Annotated in this window: 18 protein-coding genes; 14 read left to right on the forward strand and 4 right to left on the reverse strand. The window is 32.1% G+C overall.

Annotated elements, in window-relative coordinates; all coding sequences use genetic code 11:
• Window positions 1-422: 422 nt before the first annotated feature.
• The gene (locus LNQ49_RS22535; protein WP_229991187.1) at window positions 423-755 is read right to left on the reverse strand and encodes a winged helix-turn-helix transcriptional regulator; all 333 of its coding nucleotides are present in this window, start codon (window positions 753-755) and stop codon (window positions 423-425) included.
• 114 nt (window positions 756-869) lie between these two features.
• Between LNQ49_RS22535 and LNQ49_RS22540 the strand changes: the two genes are divergently transcribed.
• Window positions 870-1,256: a nuclear transport factor 2 family protein gene (locus LNQ49_RS22540; RefSeq protein WP_229991188.1), complete on the forward strand. Its 387-nt coding sequence runs from the start codon at window positions 870-872 to the stop codon at window positions 1,254-1,256.
• A 229-nt stretch (window positions 1,257-1,485) separates the two neighbouring features.
• Window positions 1,486-1,755 carry a hypothetical protein gene (locus tag LNQ49_RS22545; RefSeq protein WP_229991189.1) on the forward strand — a complete coding sequence of 90 codons (270 nt, stop codon included), beginning with the start codon at window positions 1,486-1,488 and terminating at the stop codon, window positions 1,753-1,755.
• Between the two features lie 82 nt (window positions 1,756-1,837).
• On the opposite strand, the gene LNQ49_RS22550 is transcribed toward LNQ49_RS22545, so the two are convergent.
• Complete coding sequence (locus LNQ49_RS22550; RefSeq protein WP_035621526.1) at window positions 1,838-2,014, reverse strand: histone H1; 177 nt, start codon at window positions 2,012-2,014, stop codon at window positions 1,838-1,840.
• Between the two features lie 411 nt (window positions 2,015-2,425).
• Here LNQ49_RS22550 and LNQ49_RS22555 point away from each other — a divergent pair, with 411 nt between their 5' ends.
• The 3 genes from LNQ49_RS22555 (at window position 2,426) to LNQ49_RS22565 (ending at window position 5,152) form a co-directional block, all read left to right on the forward strand.
• Complete coding sequence (locus LNQ49_RS22555; protein WP_229991190.1) at window positions 2,426-2,980, forward strand: toxin-antitoxin system YwqK family antitoxin; 555 nt, start codon at window positions 2,426-2,428, stop codon at window positions 2,978-2,980.
• 174 nt (window positions 2,981-3,154) lie between these two features.
• Window positions 3,155-3,568 (forward strand): hypothetical protein, encoded by a 414-nt coding sequence (locus LNQ49_RS22560; protein WP_229991191.1) that lies wholly within the window; start codon window positions 3,155-3,157, stop codon window positions 3,566-3,568.
• Window positions 3,569-3,988: 420 nt separating this feature from the next.
• Window positions 3,989-5,152 carry a hypothetical protein gene (locus tag LNQ49_RS22565; RefSeq protein ID WP_229991192.1) on the forward strand — a complete coding sequence of 388 codons (1,164 nt, stop codon included), beginning with the start codon at window positions 3,989-3,991 and terminating at the stop codon, window positions 5,150-5,152.
• A gap of 120 nt (window positions 5,153-5,272) precedes the next feature.
• Here LNQ49_RS22565 and LNQ49_RS22570 read toward each other — a convergent pair whose 3' ends face one another.
• A complete protein-coding gene (locus LNQ49_RS22570) occupies window positions 5,273-5,629 on the reverse strand; it encodes a hypothetical protein (RefSeq protein ID WP_229991193.1) in 357 nt (118 codons plus the stop codon).
• Window positions 5,630-5,797: 168 nt separating this feature from the next.
• On the opposite strand from LNQ49_RS22570, the gene LNQ49_RS22575 reads away from it, so the two are divergent.
• The 6 genes from LNQ49_RS22575 (at window position 5,798) to LNQ49_RS22600 (ending at window position 14,158) form a co-directional block, all read left to right on the forward strand.
• Complete coding sequence (locus LNQ49_RS22575) at window positions 5,798-6,187, forward strand: helix-turn-helix domain-containing protein (protein WP_229991194.1); 390 nt, start codon at window positions 5,798-5,800, stop codon at window positions 6,185-6,187.
• Between the two features lie 225 nt (window positions 6,188-6,412).
• Entirely contained in the window at window positions 6,413-7,246 is an 834-nt protein-coding gene (locus tag LNQ49_RS22580; RefSeq protein ID WP_229991195.1) for a helix-turn-helix transcriptional regulator, read from the forward strand.
• Window positions 7,247-7,348: 102 nt separating this feature from the next.
• Window positions 7,349-7,924, forward strand: coding sequence for an ester cyclase (locus LNQ49_RS22585; RefSeq protein WP_229991196.1), 576 nt, complete (start codon window positions 7,349-7,351; stop codon window positions 7,922-7,924).
• 108 nt (window positions 7,925-8,032) lie between these two features.
• Window positions 8,033-8,863 carry a 4,5-DOPA-extradiol-dioxygenase gene (gene ygiD, locus LNQ49_RS22590; RefSeq protein WP_487313313.1) on the forward strand — a complete coding sequence of 277 codons (831 nt, stop codon included), beginning with the start codon at window positions 8,033-8,035 and terminating at the stop codon, window positions 8,861-8,863.
• A 191-nt stretch (window positions 8,864-9,054) separates the two neighbouring features.
• The gene (locus tag LNQ49_RS22595; RefSeq protein WP_229991198.1) at window positions 9,055-13,014 is read left to right on the forward strand and encodes a Dyp-type peroxidase; all 3,960 of its coding nucleotides are present in this window, start codon (window positions 9,055-9,057) and stop codon (window positions 13,012-13,014) included.
• 298 nt (window positions 13,015-13,312) lie between these two features.
• Window positions 13,313-14,158: a class I SAM-dependent methyltransferase gene (locus LNQ49_RS22600; protein WP_229991199.1), complete on the forward strand. Its 846-nt coding sequence runs from the start codon at window positions 13,313-13,315 to the stop codon at window positions 14,156-14,158.
• A gap of 85 nt (window positions 14,159-14,243) precedes the next feature.
• On the opposite strand, the gene LNQ49_RS22605 is transcribed toward LNQ49_RS22600, so the two are convergent.
• Window positions 14,244-15,692 (reverse strand): FAD-dependent oxidoreductase, encoded by a 1,449-nt coding sequence (locus LNQ49_RS22605; RefSeq protein WP_229991200.1) that lies wholly within the window; start codon window positions 15,690-15,692, stop codon window positions 14,244-14,246.
• A 706-nt stretch (window positions 15,693-16,398) separates the two neighbouring features.
• Here LNQ49_RS22605 and tssD point away from each other — a divergent pair.
• The 3 genes from tssD (at window position 16,399) to LNQ49_RS22620 (ending at window position 19,494) form a co-directional block, all read left to right on the forward strand.
• Entirely contained in the window at window positions 16,399-16,794 is a 396-nt protein-coding gene (gene tssD, locus LNQ49_RS22610; RefSeq protein ID WP_229991201.1) for a type VI secretion system tube protein TssD, read from the forward strand.
• 214 nt (window positions 16,795-17,008) lie between these two features.
• Complete coding sequence (locus LNQ49_RS22615) at window positions 17,009-18,886, forward strand: type VI secretion system Vgr family protein (RefSeq protein ID WP_229991202.1); 1,878 nt, start codon at window positions 17,009-17,011, stop codon at window positions 18,884-18,886.
• Between the two features lie 38 nt (window positions 18,887-18,924).
• The gene (locus tag LNQ49_RS22620) at window positions 18,925-19,494 is read left to right on the forward strand and encodes a hypothetical protein (RefSeq protein WP_229991203.1); all 570 of its coding nucleotides are present in this window, start codon (window positions 18,925-18,927) and stop codon (window positions 19,492-19,494) included.
• Window positions 19,495-19,497: the final 3 nt, after the last annotated feature.

Here is a 19,497-nt window from a genome sequence, read left to right on the forward strand (position 1 = left end):
GTCACTAAAAAACGTCAAAATTGGCACTAAGTGTTCGACTACAGTCCCTGACACTCCACCAAAAAACTCCTTAAGAAATTAAGGAGTTTTTTTTATGTCTTTTTTTGAAAAATCTTTCAATTTGTGTCTCACTGCTGCGGGCACGGATTACAAATCCGTGCTATCGGGTTAAAACTAAAGTTCCTTTGCCTTTTTTGAATACAATAATTTCAAAATAATCCGTGTTGAATGCTTCTGAATCAACGTAAGTTTCTTTAACCTCTTCATAAAGCAATACGTTTAGAAGAAAGTCAACACCACATCTGTTTTATGAAATTTAATTATTTTCATTTCTATTTATTGTTCTTAAAGTTTCTTTCATTTAAAAATAAGTTTTTCTTCCTAAATTTATTTATAATTAGGTCTTTTTAAGTCAGAAATCGTTAAAGTAAATTTTCTAGACCAAATTGAGCCAATTGATCTACAATTGGTAACGTTTTTTTTCCTAGTTCAGTCAGCTGATATTCTACTTTTGGCGGAATTTGGGGATACACTTTTTTACTGACCAATTTGTGTTCAACAAGCATATTTAACTCTTGTATAAGCATCTTTTCACTGATGCCTATAACTGCTCTTTTCAGTTCACCATACCTTATGACATTTTCATTAATTTGAAACAGTATCATCAACGTCCATTTACCACTTAACAGTGACAAAGACGCTCTTACAGGACAACTTTCATCAGAAGCTGGAATTGTTTTTAAATTATTTTCCATAGTATTTAATTAATTCTAACCATTTGGTAAGTACTAGACTATTAGGTAAGTACTTGTGCAAAGGTAAGTTCTTGTGTAGTTTTGTACAATAATAATCTTAAATATAAATAATATATGACACCAATAGAAGTAGTAGAAGGGTATGCAATAGCACTTTCAAAAGGAGATATACCTACAGTATTCTCTTATTTTAATCCTGATGCAAAATGGCATCAGCCGGGAAATAATCAGTTTTCTGGAACAAAAAATGGTCTAGAAGCCATTGGTAAAATGCTTTCTGATATGATGGGAGCAACTCAAGGAAGTTTGGTCATTAAACCTACTGGAGCAATGATGGTTAATGGCAACTTAGTATCTTTCCCTATACAATTTAGTGCTGAAAGCGGGAATAAAACTGTCGATATGAAAGGTATCGATTTGTTTGAAGTTGTAGATGGCAAAATAATTAATGTATGGTTGTTTTCAGAAAATCAACACCTAGAAGATGAATTTTGGAAATAATGGTTTAAAAGAAGAACTCTCGTAATGGAGAGCTCTTCTTTGCTTTTAATTTTGTGAAGAATAAATAATATTATTGTAGTTATAATTATTAAATACCTAATGCCTCACCATAATCATTAAACATAGACTATTTTAGGCTTTCGAAAAATGTCAAAATAGAGATAAGGTGTTCGATTGTAAACCCTGACAGCCCACCAAGAAACTCCTTAAGAAATTAAAGAGTTTTTTTATGTCTTTAGTTTTTGAAAAATCTTTCAACTTGTGTCTCATTGTTGTGGGGGCGGATTATAAATTCGCTCTGTCAGCTTTTAACGTTTTCATTGCATCAAAAATTGTAGATAACGCTTTGTTGACTGGTTTTGAATATGCTGATAGTGGCATTAAGCTAAGTGACTTATTAGAAGAATCAATCGATTTGCATAACTATAGAAAAGATTCATTTGTATGGATATACAAGCAATATCAAGAATTGATAATAAAATATAAATTAGAAGAATAAAATTAATCCGTTTAATAATTAAGTAGAAAAAAGTAGACCTCGCTTAAAATAGCTAAGCGAGGTCTACTTTTTTAAGCAAAATTTATTTTTTAGATTCTTCTACAGAAACTTTTCTAAACTCTTTTAATAGTTTTTCAATCTCTAAAGTTGATTTACGTGCTCTTGGCCCAGCAGCTTTCACACCTTTTTCAATTAGTGATTCTGATTCTGTTTTAAATGTTTCGAATTCTGCATTGATTTTTGATACTAAATCTTTCATGATGTCTTTTTTAATTAAGGTTTCAAAATTAAGTTTTTGTTCTGTAACCTATAAATGGGCTGTAGTTAATTTTTACTTATATTTTATAATTCTTGAATTTCTAATTCACTAATAAAAAAAGTAGGCGAGACTTCGAATTTTTGATAAAAAGCATTTGTGAACGCTGAGTAGAATTAAAATCAGTTTCCTCTGTAAATGCATTACAACGACATTCGTATTTTTGACAAAGAAACCAGTCTGTTACAGCTGTTTGAAGAGATTTGGGGGTTAGGCTGAATTTAAAAATGGTTTTGTACTTGGGAAATTTGTGTATAATTGAAAAATCTCGCATCTTTAATCCCAAATCTCTTGTGGCGCCATGACGTTGGCAGACATTGTACCGCAGAATCTGAGAATATAACACCAAAAATTATGAATAGAATATTATTAATTATTATATTATTTATCACTTTATCCTCTTGTAATTCACAAAAGGAATTTTATGAAAACGGAAATTTAAAGGCTAAAGGAAAAGTTACCAATAATGAGAGAAATGGAAAGTGGAAACTTTTCTATGAGAACGGAAAAACGTATCAAATTGGAGCATATTTAAACGGAAAAGAAATTGGCGAATGGAAAATATTTCACGAAAACGGAAAAATAAACCAAATCGGAAAATTTAATGATGGAAAACAAACTGGCGAATGGCTTTTTTTTCATTCCAATGGTTATCGAGAAGGAATTGGAACTTTAAATAATGGTAAGAAAATTGGAGTTTGGAAATGGTATTTTAATAATGGCCAAATTCAAACAGAAAGAAAATGGAATGACGGAAAACTAATTGAAATTATTAGTTGTTATGACGGAAAAGGAAATATAATGGATAAAGGTACTTTTGCAAATGGAAATGGAACGATGAAATTATATGATATTGACGGAAAATTATTAGAAACAATAAAATACAAAAATGGAGAATACGTAAAATAACGATCTGCTAACAGTCGTTACAAGAGATTTGGGCATTTGGCTGAATTTAAAAATAATTTCTGTTGTTTCTCAGATTTATCCCTGCTAATTAGGGTAGATAATTCTAGTTTTGTCAGACTAATGAGTCAGCAGAAACGCTAAAAAAAACGTATCCCAAAAAACATAGAATAAAAAATGGTATATATCGACAAAAAAACAGTTCCACATTGTTATGTTGAAGAAAAAAAGTTTGAATGGGGAGAACCATACACAATTTCAATACCGATTTTCAATTTATCTGTTAATCCAGAGTTGTCTAATATCGAATTTACAATTGAAGTACTTGGCAAAAATAATTTTAAAAATAACTTAGGTAAATTATATAATATTTTAATTAATAAAGAAGAAAAACATCGTATAAATAATCTCAATGAACCTATTTTGAATCGAGAATTTCTTGTTAAGAAAATAATCGATTTTATTGATGAAAATATAAATAATATTGCTCCTTGGGAGAATGAATTCACTTCAGCAGCTGAAGAATTTTATTTGGAATGGATTGAAGATGATCTGAAAAGAGAGTTATTATTTGAGAAAAAAATATACTAACAAAAATTGTAATAATTGAATTAAAAATTAACTTGAACTGAATAAAATGACCTCTGTTAAACTTGCTATAAGAGATTTGGAAAATATTTCAACTTATGCCTTATTGTTATAGGCATGGTTACAAACCCACGCTGTCGCTAAACGTGTCTTTTGGTTACACTTTAGTAATAATTTTGTTTTTTGTATTTCTGTTTTTCGTTAAAATAAAAAGTTATGAACTACCATTGTAATTCCAAGTATTATAGAATTCCAAGTACATCCTAAAAAAAGATAACACTATAAGCTACTTGTTGCTGAAAGAAACTTTTATGCAAATTTTAGGATAATCCACAAAATAGTAAGTAAATCTTACCTTTGTCAGAATTATATATAAGTGCGCAGTAATTTTGTCTCCGAAAACTTAAAACTGAACAAAAAAACATGAAAAAAACTATTTATTTCTTGATTATTAGTACTCTTTTGTTATTATTATTTTTAGACAGATGTACGACCCATAATATATCAACAAATGATTTTTTTAAGCCAAAATGGTATAAAAATTTTAAAAGCCTAATAGGAAAACCGCAATCTAAAAATTATGAAATTTTACCTTTGAAAGGTACTTTTCCAATATTGTATGATAGCATTAATAATGATTATTACGTTTCTAATTATCAGGGTTTAACAAAATACAATTATTTAGGAAACATTATTATATCAGATGATTTAGCAAAAGAAAAATATACATCTGTTTTTGATTTTGCAAATTTTATACCGTATGTATTTGCGGAAAATGGAGTGTATGATTTTTCAGGGAAAAAGCTAGTTTATACTAAGTTTTCGCAAATACTAAATTCTCAAAATGAAATTAAGGACGCCGACTTTAAAATACTTTTTGAAAAATATTACAATGATGCTGAAATGGTAGTTTATGATACCAATAGGAATTTTGATTATCTAGCTGAAAATTATCCAATGTATTTTAAAATAAAAAATAATTGGATTTTATTATTCTCACAAAAAGGAGATACTAGGTTTACGCATTCTGGAAGTAACGAAATAGAAAATGATACCATTGGTCAGATTGATTTTTTAAATTTTCCTGCAAAATTTGCTGATAAAAGGTTAATTGTTTTAAAAGACCCCAAAAGTGGAATTTATTCTACCCAACAGATTGGCAAAAAAATAGATGATGATTATCTAACAAGGTATTCTTCACAACTGTTAAAGGAGCAAAAGTTTGATTACCAAAGTTCAAATTCAATCCAATTGCTTTCTCGCAAAAAAGACGAGTATTATTTTACAGGCAGTTTCTTTGATTTTCCAGATTGGGTTTCTCCATCGTTTATTAACACTGCCTATTATCAAGTTACTTATAACAACGAAAGTTTGTTTTTTAAAGAGAAGGCAGTAAAGTATTTTAAGGATTCCAAATGTAAAAATGATTTATATTTATATGAATTACCCAAGCATTTGAGAACAAAATCAAAAGTAGCTTTTTTAGATTATGCAATTAATATTGGTGGCTATACAAACGATAGCACAGGCATTGTAGAGCCTATTATAAAAAATGGAGGATTGTATATATTGAGACAAAAAAAATAGCGTTAAAACCCATATCAAGTGTTCGGTTATATTCTTTGACGCTCCATTGAATTTTAAAACTCCAAAGTGATTCGACTTTGGAGTTTTTTATTTTATTCAATTCTCAGAAGTAAAATACGTTTATGATACTTCTGACTCACTTTTTATTTTTTTAAATTTTAGATGTGTTTCATGAAGTTCATCAAGCAATTCAAGTTCGTTTGGCATTAACTGAAGCGACAGTTCAAGAAGTCTTATAATATTTATTTCGGGATTAGGAATTAAGGAGGAGATGTGTGGGCTTTCGGTATCTAGCGCTAGTATGCAGACTTTCAATATATCACAGACCATTAAGTTTAATTCATTATAACTAGATGTATTTATAGCAACAGTATAATGATTCTGATTTCCTTCAACTTCTTTGAGTTTATCAAAATAGCTGACTTTGGAGATGTGTTTAAAAAGGCTGTTCAATAATTCTTTCTCTTCCGTTTTCATAATTTTACTTTTTTAATTGATACTTGTCTAGAAAATTGTATTTTTGTTTAACACCTACAAAGTAAGTAATTGCTTACTTTGTACGATATCAACTTAGCCCGTACAGTACATAACTAATTATGTATCATACAGACTTACTTTTTTATTCGTAATTATTATCTTTGAGCTATGAGTACATTAACAAAACCGAATCACATAGGGCGAAAAATTAGCCGTATTCGTGAATTAAAAGACATGAAACAAGAAGCATTAGCACAAGCTATGGGTACAAACCAGCAGGCTGTTTCAATTATAGAAAATAGCGAAACTATTGATGAAGAGAAATTAATCGAAGTGGCAAAAGCCTTAGGTGTGACTGTAGAAGCAATTAAGAATTTTTCTGAAGAAAGTATGATTAACTATTTTAATAATTATTATGACAATAAGGGGCATATATTAAATTCTTGTAGCCAACTTACTTTCAATCCTCTTGATAAAGTAGTTGAGCTTTATGAGCGTTTGGTTCAAGCGGAAAAAGATAAAGTTGATTATTTGGAGAAGTTACTAAAAGGGAAGTAGTTTTTTTTATATAAAATTATAAACCTCCAAAATCAAATGATTTTGGAGGTTTTTTTGATTTGAAACAGGATCATTCGTATTTTCGACCAAATATCCAGTCTGATACAGCTGGTTTTGTGCTTGGGAAATTTGTATTTATTTGGAAAAAACGTGTATCTTTAATTCCCAACCTCTCCTAATAGACAGAATATTAGCTGTAACCTTTTAAAAAAAAATCCGAATTAAATGAACAAACTTTTCCACATATTTAAGGTTGATGAATTGGATACAAAAAAAATTTCGGAGCAGCCAAACGAACCACATAATCACGATTTTGAAGAATTATTGATAGGAATAGAAGGAGAAGTGGAACATTTCATTGATTTTAATTCTACCAAAACCCAAGCACCGTTTGTAAGTTTTGTTACCAAAGGCAAAGTCCATCGCTTGATACCAAGGGTTTATAATGGCAAATGCGATATTTGGGCTATTCGCTTCAAAAGTGAATTTATTCCTGAAACCATTTTTCAGCTGTATTCTCTTTATCACGACCGAGCTAATATAAAATTGGAAAGAGATTTTTGCTTTCAAAGATTGGTGGATGTATGTAAAATGATGTATGATGAATCGATACAAGAAAGTCCTAATTATACCATAATCAAACAGTTGTTGAGTGCAGTATTAACAATGATTGAAGCGGAAAGAAAAAAAACAATTACGACAAGTGTTTCGCAACAAAAAACACAAAATATTTCGTTCAGTAATTTTCTTGCTATTCTTGAAGAGAATTATCAAAGACCTGTTGGTGTTGAATTTTATGCCGAAAAATTGTTTATGTCATCAAGAAATCTAAATCTTATTTGTAAAAATATTGTAGAGCAAAGTGTTTCTGAAATCATAGAAACCCGGAAACTTATTGAAGCAAAAAAACTTTTGATTACTACCAATAAAGCTATTTCTGAAATTGCCTACGAATTGGGTTACAATGAAAACTCCTATTTCTCTAATGTATTCAAAAAGAAGTCAGGACAATCTCCAAGTGAATTTAGGGAAGAAATGAAAAATGACTTGATTTCCTAAAATTACATCTCTATTTCCGAAAAGTGTAACAACTTAACGTTCATTTGTTTTGATCTTTGCATTGTTAATGTATTTATTTATAGATAATTAAAAGAAAATAAAATGAAAAAAATCTTCACACCCGCAATCGTACTAATGGCTTCTGTAGCAATTTTAACAAGCTGTTCTAATAAGAACACTTCTGAACTTCAAGCCAAAGTTGACTCTTTAGAAGCTGAACTAAAATCTTTTAAAGCTGAAAAAGCACTAACTGAACAACGATTAAAATCTTTTGATGAACTTGATTTTGATTTTTACAGCAATCAAAAATGGGATAAATTTAATCATAGCCATGCAGACGATATCTTGGTTGTTTATCCAGATGGAAGCACAACAAAAGGTTTAGCACCAGCACATATTGATGCTTTAAAACCAATGTTTGTTTTTGCTCCTGACACAAAAATTAAAAAACACCCAGTAAGTTTTGGAAGTGGTGAATGGACTACAGTAATCGGGGAGTTGGAAGGTACTTTTACAAAACCAATGCCTATTGGTAATGGAAAAACAATAGCACCTACTGGTAAAAAATTCAAATTGCTTATGGCAACAGTAGGGAAATGGAAAGATGGAAAAATGACTGAAGAGTATTTGTTTTGGGATAATCAATCATTTATGAAGCAAATTGGTTTAGCTCAATAAAAACAGTACAGAGAAACATTTTGATGGATACATTTCATATTCTTTAAAGAAATGGATAGAAAAAATTTTATAAAATCAATGGCATTATTGCCGTTAATAGGCGCATCTATGAATTTGAGAGATTTAAATAAAATGACTTCAACAATGAGTAACACAGGTACAATGCCTGTGTTATTTCTTGGTCACGGAAGTCCAATGAATGCTATAGAGGAAAACGAATTTGTTTCTGCATTCAAAAAATTAGGGCAAGAATTGATTCGACCTAATGCTATACTTTGTATTTCGGCACATTGGGAAACCAAAGGAACATTTGTAACGGCAATGCAAAATCCACGTACGATTCACGATTTTGGTGGATTTCCGCAAGCATTGTTTGATGTGCAATATCCCGCACCTGGAAGCCCTGAATTGGCTCTAGAAACAAAAAGTATTGTTACGAAAACTGAAGTTGGATTAGACGATAAATGGGGAATTGATCACGGAGCTTGGAGTGTCATTAGACACTTATACCCAAATGCAGACATTCCAGTAATACAAATGAGTATTGATTATTCTCAGCCAGCAAGATATCATTATGAATTGGCAAGAGAAATAAGTAGTCTTCGTAAAAAAGGAGTTTTGATTATTGGAAGTGGTAATATGGTTCATAATCTACGTATGGTCGCTTGGGATAAACTAAACGATCAATACGCTTTTGATTGGGCAACGGAAGCAAACGAAAAGATGAAAAGTTATATTTTAAGTGGAGACCATCAAAAACTTATAGACTTTAAGTCACAAGGCAGGGCATTTGATTTAGCGATTCCAACACCTGAACACTACATGCCTTTACTTTATACTTTGGCATTGAAGGAAGAAAATGAAAAAATTACAATATTTAATGACAAACCAGTTGGAGGATCATTAACGATGACTTCTATAAAAATTGAAACTATTTGATAATCTGATAAAAAGAAAAATTTATCCTTTATTGAAAATTTGTGTTTTGGTAGGAGCACTCAATATTTTTAATTAAAATCTAAACTCTTTGATATTTAATATTATAGCAGGTAAAAACGAGTGTTTTTACCTGTTTTTTTATGTACGAATACTTCTATATTTGATATATAACCTACTAACCTATATTGATTATGGAAACATTAAATTTTGAAGATCGTTTTGAAGAAGTGTGGAAACACTGTCAGAGAGGATTAGTTTACCCATCTCCTTTTGCTATTTTTACTACTTTCTGGATGGATAAGCCATTTAGCAGTAAAGAATTAGCCCTTTTGATGGCTTCCTTGCGTTTAAAGATTAACACAGACAAAGCGCTTAGTGGTAAAAACACATCGGTTGTTTTAGGAGTGTCTTTTGAAAATTGGGAAAGAATTTGCGAAGAGGAAGGAAAAACTATTCCTAAAGGGATGAAGTTAAATTATCCTAGAAAATCCAATCCCAACCAATCTAGGGTTTTTAGGGAATCTAATGGTGTTTTTAATGATTCAGAAGCAGACATTTGGTTTCATATTAAAAGTGATAATGAAGAAGCTTGCGAAATAGTATTAAATCTCATTCTGCATCATTTAGAATCGAATACTGAAAGATATTATGCACAGGCAGCGGCTTCAAAATCAAGTGAAGAAGATGGACATGCTGGAAAAGTGTTAGGATGTCGTTTCTCTGAAAATTTAAACAATCCTTCAGATCCAGTAACCATTGCCAAACACACTATAATTGGATGTGAAGATATTGAGCATTTTGGAGGATCATTTGTACTAGCCCAGCGTTTTTTAATCAATTGGAATCAGATTCATGCTATGAGTGAAGATCAAATTGAAGATTTGATTGGAAGAAAAACAGACGATACTATTATTCCTGATCGCGATTCTCGTTCGCATATTAAATCGGCTAGAATACAGGATGAAAACGGAAATACAACACCGGTACTTCGTTTGGGATTGCCTTTTGGGAGAGCTAAACAATCGAAAGCAGGTTTTAGAGCACCAAAATCGGTAACTGTTTCTGATGAGGAAGGAATTTATTTTGCTGGCTTTTGCAAAGAAATTGGTATTCTCGAAAACATTATAAGAAACCAAATTGGTTCAGATAAAGGATTTATGAATGATCGTTTGTTCAACAATCTAAAATCAGATTTAGGAGGCTTTTTTTATATACCAAGCGTAGATGATTTGGAGTTGGATGAAATGGAGAATTATTCAAATGATTTCTCTTATATGGAAGGTGGAAATTGGTCTCGATTTCCAGGCGTAGATTGGACTCGATTGGATCGACATTTTAAAAACGCTTCTGAAAATGGGTTGATGTATTATAATCATCAGAATTATCTTTTTACAATGGCAACTGGCATACACAAAGACAATGATTTCTTTGCCAAACCTTCTAAAAGGATTCTGAGTTTACTAGAAAACATATTTTCTTTATGGCAGGACAATTGGTACTTTAACAGAAAACAGGAAGAAATTAAGGAAGATATTCAACATTATATCAACCAATATAAAGGGCAGGACAAACCTTCGGATATTATGAAGGAATCTATTATGGTTCGAAAAGGTTGGGCGATTCGTTTGAGTTTGCAACTTTTTAGTTCTGCAGATTATGGTTTTAGAGGCAGAAGAATAAAACTGAAAGACGGTTCGTTGGTTCCTTATTCTTCTTATTTAGAAAATAAAGGGGAAATTATTTATGGTTCTGATACTTTTAGAATTTCACCAGAAGAGATTATCGTGGGTGCAATGCCTAATTTAACATTGGGTGAAGGACGTTATGTGATGAAATATCTTTCAGAAGCCGAACGTCTTGAAGGATTTTTAAGTAATCTTAGTGAAGCTTCGGGAGTAGGGCATGTAATTCCAGATTTTGAAAAAGCATTAAAAAAAGGATTAAAGGGATTAAAAGAAGAAGTTCTTGATTATGAATCTAAAGCAGTAACGCAGGAGAAAAAAGATTTGTATCGCTCTGCTTATTTGTCATTAGAAGGGATTTCTGAATATTTCCTAAACTATGCCGAATTGGCTCGAAATACAGCTGATAAAATGAGCGTAGGACAACAATGGGAAAAAGAAAACCTAGATTCTATTGCGTACCGAATGACAAAGTTGGCTACAGAAAAACCAGATAGTTTAATTGAAGCTACTCAGTTAATTTTTACGCTACACAGCTGTCTTCATTTAAATGGTGAGCCAACAGCAATAGGTAGAATGGATCAATTGCTACAACCTTTTTACAGTAGTGATACTATCTCTAATGCTATCTCTGAGGATGATGCACAAGAAATTATTGATGCTTTTTATATCAAGCTTGATGAAAAAGTACAACAGAACCGAATCTTTATGGAAGATCATCAACCTTTTGGTAATTTGGCGATGGGAGGAAGTTCAGGACCTTATCCTCAAGGAGCTTCTTTAGGACAATGGATTCAGCAAATTACTGTAGGAGGAACAATTGCAGATGGTGAAACTGATTATGAGTCTACAAAACCTGCCTACAATGATATGACTAAATTGTTTATTCGTTCCTCAGGTCGTTTGCCATTAAATGCACCTTGTTTATCTCTTAGAACCCGAAAAGACATACCTGAAGAGCTTTTGGTAGCAGCCGCGCATGCTGTACTTTCTGGAGGAGCACATCCAATTTTATTAAATGATGAAAAGATTATAAAGGGATTGTATCATAGTGGGGATAAGATTGGTGGACCATTGAGCGAGGAAACTAAGAGTTGGAATCCGTCTGTTAGTATGAAATCTGCACAAAATTATGCTTGCGATGGTTGTTACGAACCTCAATTTCCTGGTGAAAACTGGTTCTCATTAGGTGGTTTTTCTACCTTGCAACCCTTAGAATGCGCTTTGAATCAAGGAAGAACTTATTCTTCGGCAGGAGAGACTTATCTTTTTGGACAAACGGTTTCTTTAAATTCAAAACCAGCCGATCAGATTAAAAGTTTTGATGAGCTTGTGAAAATTTATTTCCAACACTTCGAATTATTGAACCGAAAAGCATTTGATGGACAATTGAGAGGTTATGGTAACAATACTAAATTCTGCCCTTCTCCAATTTTAAATGTTCTTATGGATGATTGCTTGGCTAAAGGACAGGATTTTTATAGTGGAGGGACTAAATACAATATTTATGGACCTTGTTATATTTCGTTGAGTTCTACTATCAATTCGCTGTATGCCATAAAAACAATGGTATTTGATGAAAAAAATGCAGTAACAACATTAACCGAATTATTGGAATGCTTGTGTTGCGATTGGGGGCATAAAATGACGGAACCTTTTATTAGTAACTTGGCAGGTGAATCTAGAATTACATCTCGTTCTGAGCGATTCAAGCAGCTTAGAGATATTGCCTTGTCATTGCCTCGTTATGGAAGAGGTCATGAGGAGATTGATGCTTTTGGAGATACTATTGTAGGTAATGTTGCCAAAATTTCGATGGAAACCTTTACGGCGCCTTGGTCACAATTGTATGCTACGTTAAAGGATATGACTTCTCGTTTTGGTTCAGAAGAATTTCCTTTTGGAATTCAAATCCAGCCGGGTGTAGGAACATTTGAAAATCATGTTGAAATGGGAGCTTGGAATGGAGCTAGTGCGGATGGAAGACGATTAGGAACAACAGTAGCCTCTGATTTGAGTCCAACACCTAGTTCTTCTGATTTGCCGATTGAACATCAACATGCTGGTTTTGAAGAATCACTCGCTGGTTATGAAGGTGTAGGAAACGAAATGATGACAGATGGTGCGCCTACAGACTTTAATATTGACGAAAATTTCCCAGTAGAAAAACTCATTAAAGTAATGAAACAATTCAGCCAAGGACATTCTTCGAATATATTGACTGTTACAGTGGCTAATCCAGCAACCTTTAGTGTGGCGGTAGATTCGCCTGAGCAGTTTGATTTATTGCGTGTGCGTACTGGTGGATGGACAAACTTTTTTACTTCTGTTTTCCCAGTTGTACAAGAGCAACATCAAAGAAGACCAGTATCTATCCCTGTGAATATTCATAAAGAAAAGAAAGTTACAACAGGATGCCCTTTTCATCATAAAAAAGAACAAGCCGAAATGATTGAGGGAGAAGAATAAATGCTTTAGCTATACAAGTGTGGAATTCAAAACCTATACTTATTATTATTAAAAAAAGGAAACCATCTCAAATTATTGAGATGGTTTTTTATTTATATATTTTTCCATAATTTGTAGAGTAGGTTAGTAGAATGCTGATTATGTGTATTTTGTTTTCATAAAATGCGTATCTTTAATAGAGTGTAAAATGTTCTTTAATAGGTACTTACCAAGTGCTTGTAAGGTTACGATACTGCTTTGTTAACTAGGTTAAATTAAAGATAACCTTTCATTTGATAACAAATTAAAAATGAACAAAATGGAAAAACAATTTCAAGAAATTAGTGAACAGCAAAAAGCATCTTGGAATAAATTTTCTTCTGGTTGGAAGAAATGGGATTCTGAAATTCGAGATTTTATGCAGCCATTTGCTAATGAGATTATTATTTTATTGAAACCAAAAGGTTCAGAAATGATTTTAGATGTTGCAGCAGGTACTGGTGAACCTGGTTTGAGTATTGCATCTATGCTTACAGGAGGGAAAGTTATTATTACTGACCTCGCTGACGATATGCTTAATATTGCTCGTGAAAATGCTTCTAAAAAAAGAATAACAAATGTTGAATTTCATGCTTGCGATGTAAGTGAACTTCCTTTTGCTGAGAATACATTTGACTCAATAAGCTGCCGAATGGGTTTTATGTTTTTCCCTGATATGCTTTTAGCTGCCAAAGAAATGTTGCGAGTTTTAAAACCCGGTGGTAAGATAGCAATTGCTGTTTGGAGTGGCCCTGATAAAAATTTTTGGATAACTGCAATTGGAGATACTATCAATAGAAATATGCAGCTACCTGCTCTTCCGTTTGGAGCACCAGGGATGTTTCGCTGTGCGAAAAGTGGTTTAATGATGGATATTTTTAAACAAGCAGGTTTTAAAAATACTTCTGAAAAAGAAGTGATAGGTAAATTAAAATGTGGAACTGCTGATGTTTATTGGGCAATGATGACTGAAATTGCGGCTCCTTTTGTTGGAGCGCTTAGCAAAGCTGACGATGCTATGAAACAAAAAATAAAGAAAGAAGTTTACAGATTGGTACATGAAAAATTTCCAGTTGGAAATGTAATAATAGATGGAAGTTCTCTTATCGTTTATGGCGAGAAATAATAGGTAAATGGGCAGGTAATGTTTTTGTATTAATGATTCTAATTAGGGGTAGAGGTAATTTCATTTTAATTAAAAAGAGAATAGCTTAGGCATCTTTTTTCTTCATGCAGCGTCCTCTTGGCGCATCACCTTCATGAAGCACAATTTCAGAATGAAGGAACTCTGCAGCTTTTGCTGAATCTTTTACTTTGATAGCACTGCGTTCTAGCATTTCTGTTTCAAATTCAGTTAATACATTTTTTCTTATCCCAGATTTTCTCCATTCAGAAGCTGTTTTACATCCTTTTGCGATTCCTCGAGCTAGCATGAGTGCATCTAACAGTGCTTGATTTGCTCCCTGTCCTTTAAACGGACTCATAGGATGAGCTGCATCTCCAATTAGGGTTACTTGTCCTGCTTTTTCTAACAACTTTGTACTAAGTAATTCTCGGTCATACACAGGATAACCTGAGATTTGAGTTTCTGGAGTTGCTGCTAAAATCTGCGGAATCGGTTCATGCCACTGCGTTCTACGACAAGCTTCTTCTTTGAGTGCTTGAGTTCCTTGTATACTTAATGTTTTAGCTTCTTCTTCTGACATTGGAAAGCTAAGTTGCCACATTACTGATTCGGATGTATAAGGCATCATATAAATTCGCTCATTCCCATTGGCGGTTTGAAATACAGTAGCAGAGTCCAATAGGGGGCTATTAATGTTTTCAAGAGACTTTAATGAACAAATACCTAATATTACAATGCAACCTAGATAACGTAAAGGTGTGACATCCTCCCCAATTAGTAATTTTCGTACTGAGCTTCGAATACCATCAGCTCCAACTACAAGGTCTGCTTTGAAGCTCTTTATTTCTCCGTTTACTTGAAAGTTTAGTTCAACACCTTCGTTTTCCGATTCCTTAAAATCGATTAACTGATGTCCCCATTGGACTGCATCGTGTCCGCCAAGCTGTTTGAGTAGAGCTAAGCGCAAAGATTGTCTCGCAATATGGATATTTGAACGTTTAGGTGGTGTTTTTGCATCTAACTGCATCCACTTTCTGATTCCCCATTCCCCAATTACTTTTCCTTCTGTAGTATGAACTATATGTTTTGTTGAAACAACTCCTTCTTCTAATGAGTGAATGCCTAATCCCTCGATTGCTTTACTGGCTTGTTGCAAAGTGAGTCCGTAGCCCTGAGACCGTGCCTCGAAGTTGTTGTCACGTTCATAAAGGGTAAAAGGAATCTGACGGTGCAAACAAGCTATAGCTAGAGCAACTCCACCAATACCACCACCAATAATAGCAACATGTGGGTAGTTCTCTTTATCTGCTATAGGATGGTTGTTTGCATGAAGTAATCCTGATCCAGAACAGCTTGCACAGGGATAGAGATGGCCTTTAGGTAGAACTGGTGCTGTTCCTTCTTTTTTTGTTTTCTCAAATTGATCTAAAGCTATTTGGTAGTTGAGTCGTGCTTTTTTGCTGAGTCCTCGACTTTTTTTACCGCGACCTTGACATTCTTGGCAAATCGTCCAGCTTGTTTCTTCCTTTTTCACTTTTTTCTTTTTTTAACTTGATCTTAAATCCCCTCTATAAGAAAAAAATTAGTCGATACAATTGATGCTGAACCTAATAATGAAGTAGAGTTTTGATTTTTACTACTTCTAATATAATTTAATCTGAAAAACTTACAATATTCAATGCTTTGCCACTTATGGCAAGGTGCAAATTTATGACAAAAGATTGCTAGTACAAAAAAATGTTTATTTATTCCTGTTTCTGAGGTTCAAAATAGTTGCTTTTAGTAAGAAAGTGGTTTTGTTAAATAAACAGGAAAAAATAAGTTTCTTTATTCTGCATTTAAAATTTTATTTTTTTTGAATGTAAGAGCAAATAGATAAAAATAAATGTATTTTTTTTAGATAGTTATTTGACTATAAATAGTTTAAAAAAACCTTTGGAATATCAAGTAAATACTACCTTTTTATGTGTTATTGTGTTTTTTGTAGGGCATATTCTGTTATTTTTTTTGAAAAAAAATCTATAAAATAATTTGGATATAAAAAATGTAGTTGTATATTCGTACATAATTGATTGCGAATCTCCTTCACCTTCCTACAAGAAGCAAATCAAAAAAGCACTTTATAGTGCAAAAAAGGGGTATTCTAAAATCAGTTGGAATATCCCTTTTTTGTTTATACTAGTCAAACAATAAAAGGGAATTCTAAAAAAACAATTTTTAACAACTTAATTATTTTTATTATGGCATTTAAAGCAATTTTAGAATTCGAAGGAAACGAGTACCAAGTATTATTCTCAAAAGTAGATATGTTAAGACATACTGATGGTAAAGGAGCTGTTTCATCTGAGATTAAAGGAGGTAGATTAAACTTAAGAGTAAAATCTACAGACAACACTACAGTTATTGAGCAAGCAGTAAACAGTCAGCACAAGCCAGTAAGCGGAAAAGTAAAGTATTTTAAAGCTGATTCTGAGCAAGTAATGAAAGAACTTTCTTTTGAAAATGCTTTTATTGTATTCTTCAGTGAGCAATTAGATGCTTTAGCAGAAACTCCAATGGTAACTGAGATCACTTTCTCAGCAGAAAAAATCACATTAGGAAATGCAACATTAGATAACAATTGGGCTAAAATTTAATTTTCCCTTATTGATAAGTAAGAAGCGGTATTATGCCGCTTCTTGTTTTTTTATTTACATTTTTTTTCAAAAAAACATTCAATAATATCACTTCTATTTTCAGAACATGATATCTTTTAGCTTAAAATTGAATTCAGCATAAAGAACTTTAGAAAGAAGAACTTTAGACTATACATTTTTAAGTTAAAAAAATAAACTTAAAACTAGTCATATTATGGTCATTCCTAAAATAATTCTTGGTATCGATGGTAAAGAAATCTCTCATTTTACTAAAATAGATTTAAAACAAACCATCAATACTCACCACGAGTTTACTATCAGCATTCCGCATTCAGTAATAGAACGTTCTAGAGCATATACAATGGAAAGTGCACAAGAATGTCTTGGAAAAGTACTACACATTAGACTAAGCGCTGCAAATAATTTTTTAGGGATTATAACAAACGTGCGTTACCAACAAGAATTAGGACATGTAGGTAGTCAAATAGTTATTTCAGGATATTCCAAAACTATTTTATTAGAATCAGGCCAAAAGTTAAACTCTTGGGAAGATTTTAATTTAAAAGATATGGTACGTGATGTGATACAAACTGCAGCAGGTGAGCAATTGCAATTTGAAATAGAACCTGAATTTACTTCTAAAATAGAATACCAAACACAATATCTAGAATCAGATTTTAGATATATTCAGCGATTGGCAAAACAATATAATGAATGGTTATTTTATGATGGAGAAAAATTATTTTTGGGAAAACCCCAAACAGCAAGTTCACCTATAAAATTGATTTATAACAAAGATTTATACAATTTAAGCATAGCTGTACAAGCAAGGCCTAATCAGTATAGTGGATTTACCTACAATGAAAATAATGATCAATTATATCAAGCCAAAACGGATGATGATATTGTAGAGGGACTACCAAAATTAGGAAAAAATGCATTTGAGGCTTCAAAAAAAATATATAAAACTTCTTCTTATGAATTTGGTGAATTTAGTACTGGTGATGATGTCTATTTTGAAACTATCTTAAAGAAGAAACAAGAAAGTGCTGCTGCTGATGGTAATTATATTACAGCAATAAGTGGAAACCCTAAGCTTCGAATAGGTTCTATCATTAATATTGAATCACAACAAATACAAGATAAATCAGAAGTTCATCGAAAAGGACTAGATAGTACTAAAGTTCATTATGATTCTAATGAAATAGGAACTTATATAATTACTGAAATTCAGCACCTAGCTTCAGATATTGGGGAATATGAAAATAGTTTTAAAGCACTTCCTGCTAAAATAAAAAAAATACCAGAACCTGAAGTAGCCATGCCAATGGCGCAAGAACAAAGAGCTGTGATTGTAGCCAATGATGATCCAAGTGGAAATGGAAGGGTTCGTGTACAATTATTATGGCAGAAAAAACAACAATCTCGTACTCCGTGGTTATATGTATTGACTCCTAATGCTGGAATGAGTGATGTTGTAAATAAAAACCGTGGTTGGGTTACTATACCTGAGGTGGGTGATCATGTCATGGTAAGTTTCCGATACAATGATCCTAACAGACCCTATGTGATTGGAAGTATATTTAATGGAAAAACCGGAGAAGGTGGTAAGCTAGACAATCATATCAAAAGTTTTTTCACACGTAGTGGCTGTACGATTACTTTTGATGATAAACAGAGAAGTATCTTAATCAAAGACCCATCTGAGAATAGTATCTATATGGATGGTGAAGGTAATATTACTGTAAACGCTCCTAAAAACATGACCATAAATGTAGGAGATAATCTAGATATTACGGTTGGAAAAGACATGACGGTAGCTGTAAGTGGTAACAAAAGAACAACCATTGATGGGAATAATGACTTAAAAGTAAATAAAAACAATACAGTAAACACAACCGAACTTTATAAACTTATTACTCATATGTATGAGCAAAAAGTTGCAGCAGATAAAACAGTAACGATAAATGGTGATTTAAAGAAAACTACTGCTACAACTACTCACAAAGCTATTGGAGGCGATATTTTGATAAAAAGTTCAGGAATTTCAAAAGTACTAGGAGCTATTGATGCGAAAGTTAATAAGGGATAAAAAGTAAAAATAGATTTAGCTTTTAGAAATAGTCGTACATGGATACCAAAAAGGATTATGCAAATTTTACAGCCCTAATAATTTCACTTGTAATTTCATGGATTACGTATCAATATTTTATGGAAGGTAACTATATTTCTTTCATAGCTGTTATTTTGGTGGGTGTAATTTTTTTAGGAATAAGTCTTTTGTATTTTATCATTATTAGAATCTTAATTTATATGATAAAATATGAATATATATATTCAAGTTTCATTTTTATAACATTGTTGATATTTTTCAGTTTTGTATTGATTTCTTTGTTTTTTTATAATGCTAGTTATTTAGAGCCTATTGGGAGTATGGTAGAGTATGTACAACTATTGAGGTATTATTTTGTAAAAATCATTCCTTTTATAGCCATTTGTAGTGTTGTAATAGGAGTTGGTTTGGCATTATTTTTCTATGAAATTGAAGTTGAAAAAAAGGATTTGCGTAAGTCTAATATCTTTCATTTGATAATTCTTTTTGTCCTTATTATAGCTACTTTTTTTCTGTTTTATAGTAGTTATAAAATAGATGATCCAAAATTAAATAAAGAATATTCGCATTATAAAATTATTAATTGACAC

This window comes from Flavobacterium pisciphilum, from assembly GCF_020905345.1.
Taxonomy (GTDB): Bacteria; Bacteroidota; Bacteroidia; order Flavobacteriales; family Flavobacteriaceae; genus Flavobacterium; species Flavobacterium pisciphilum.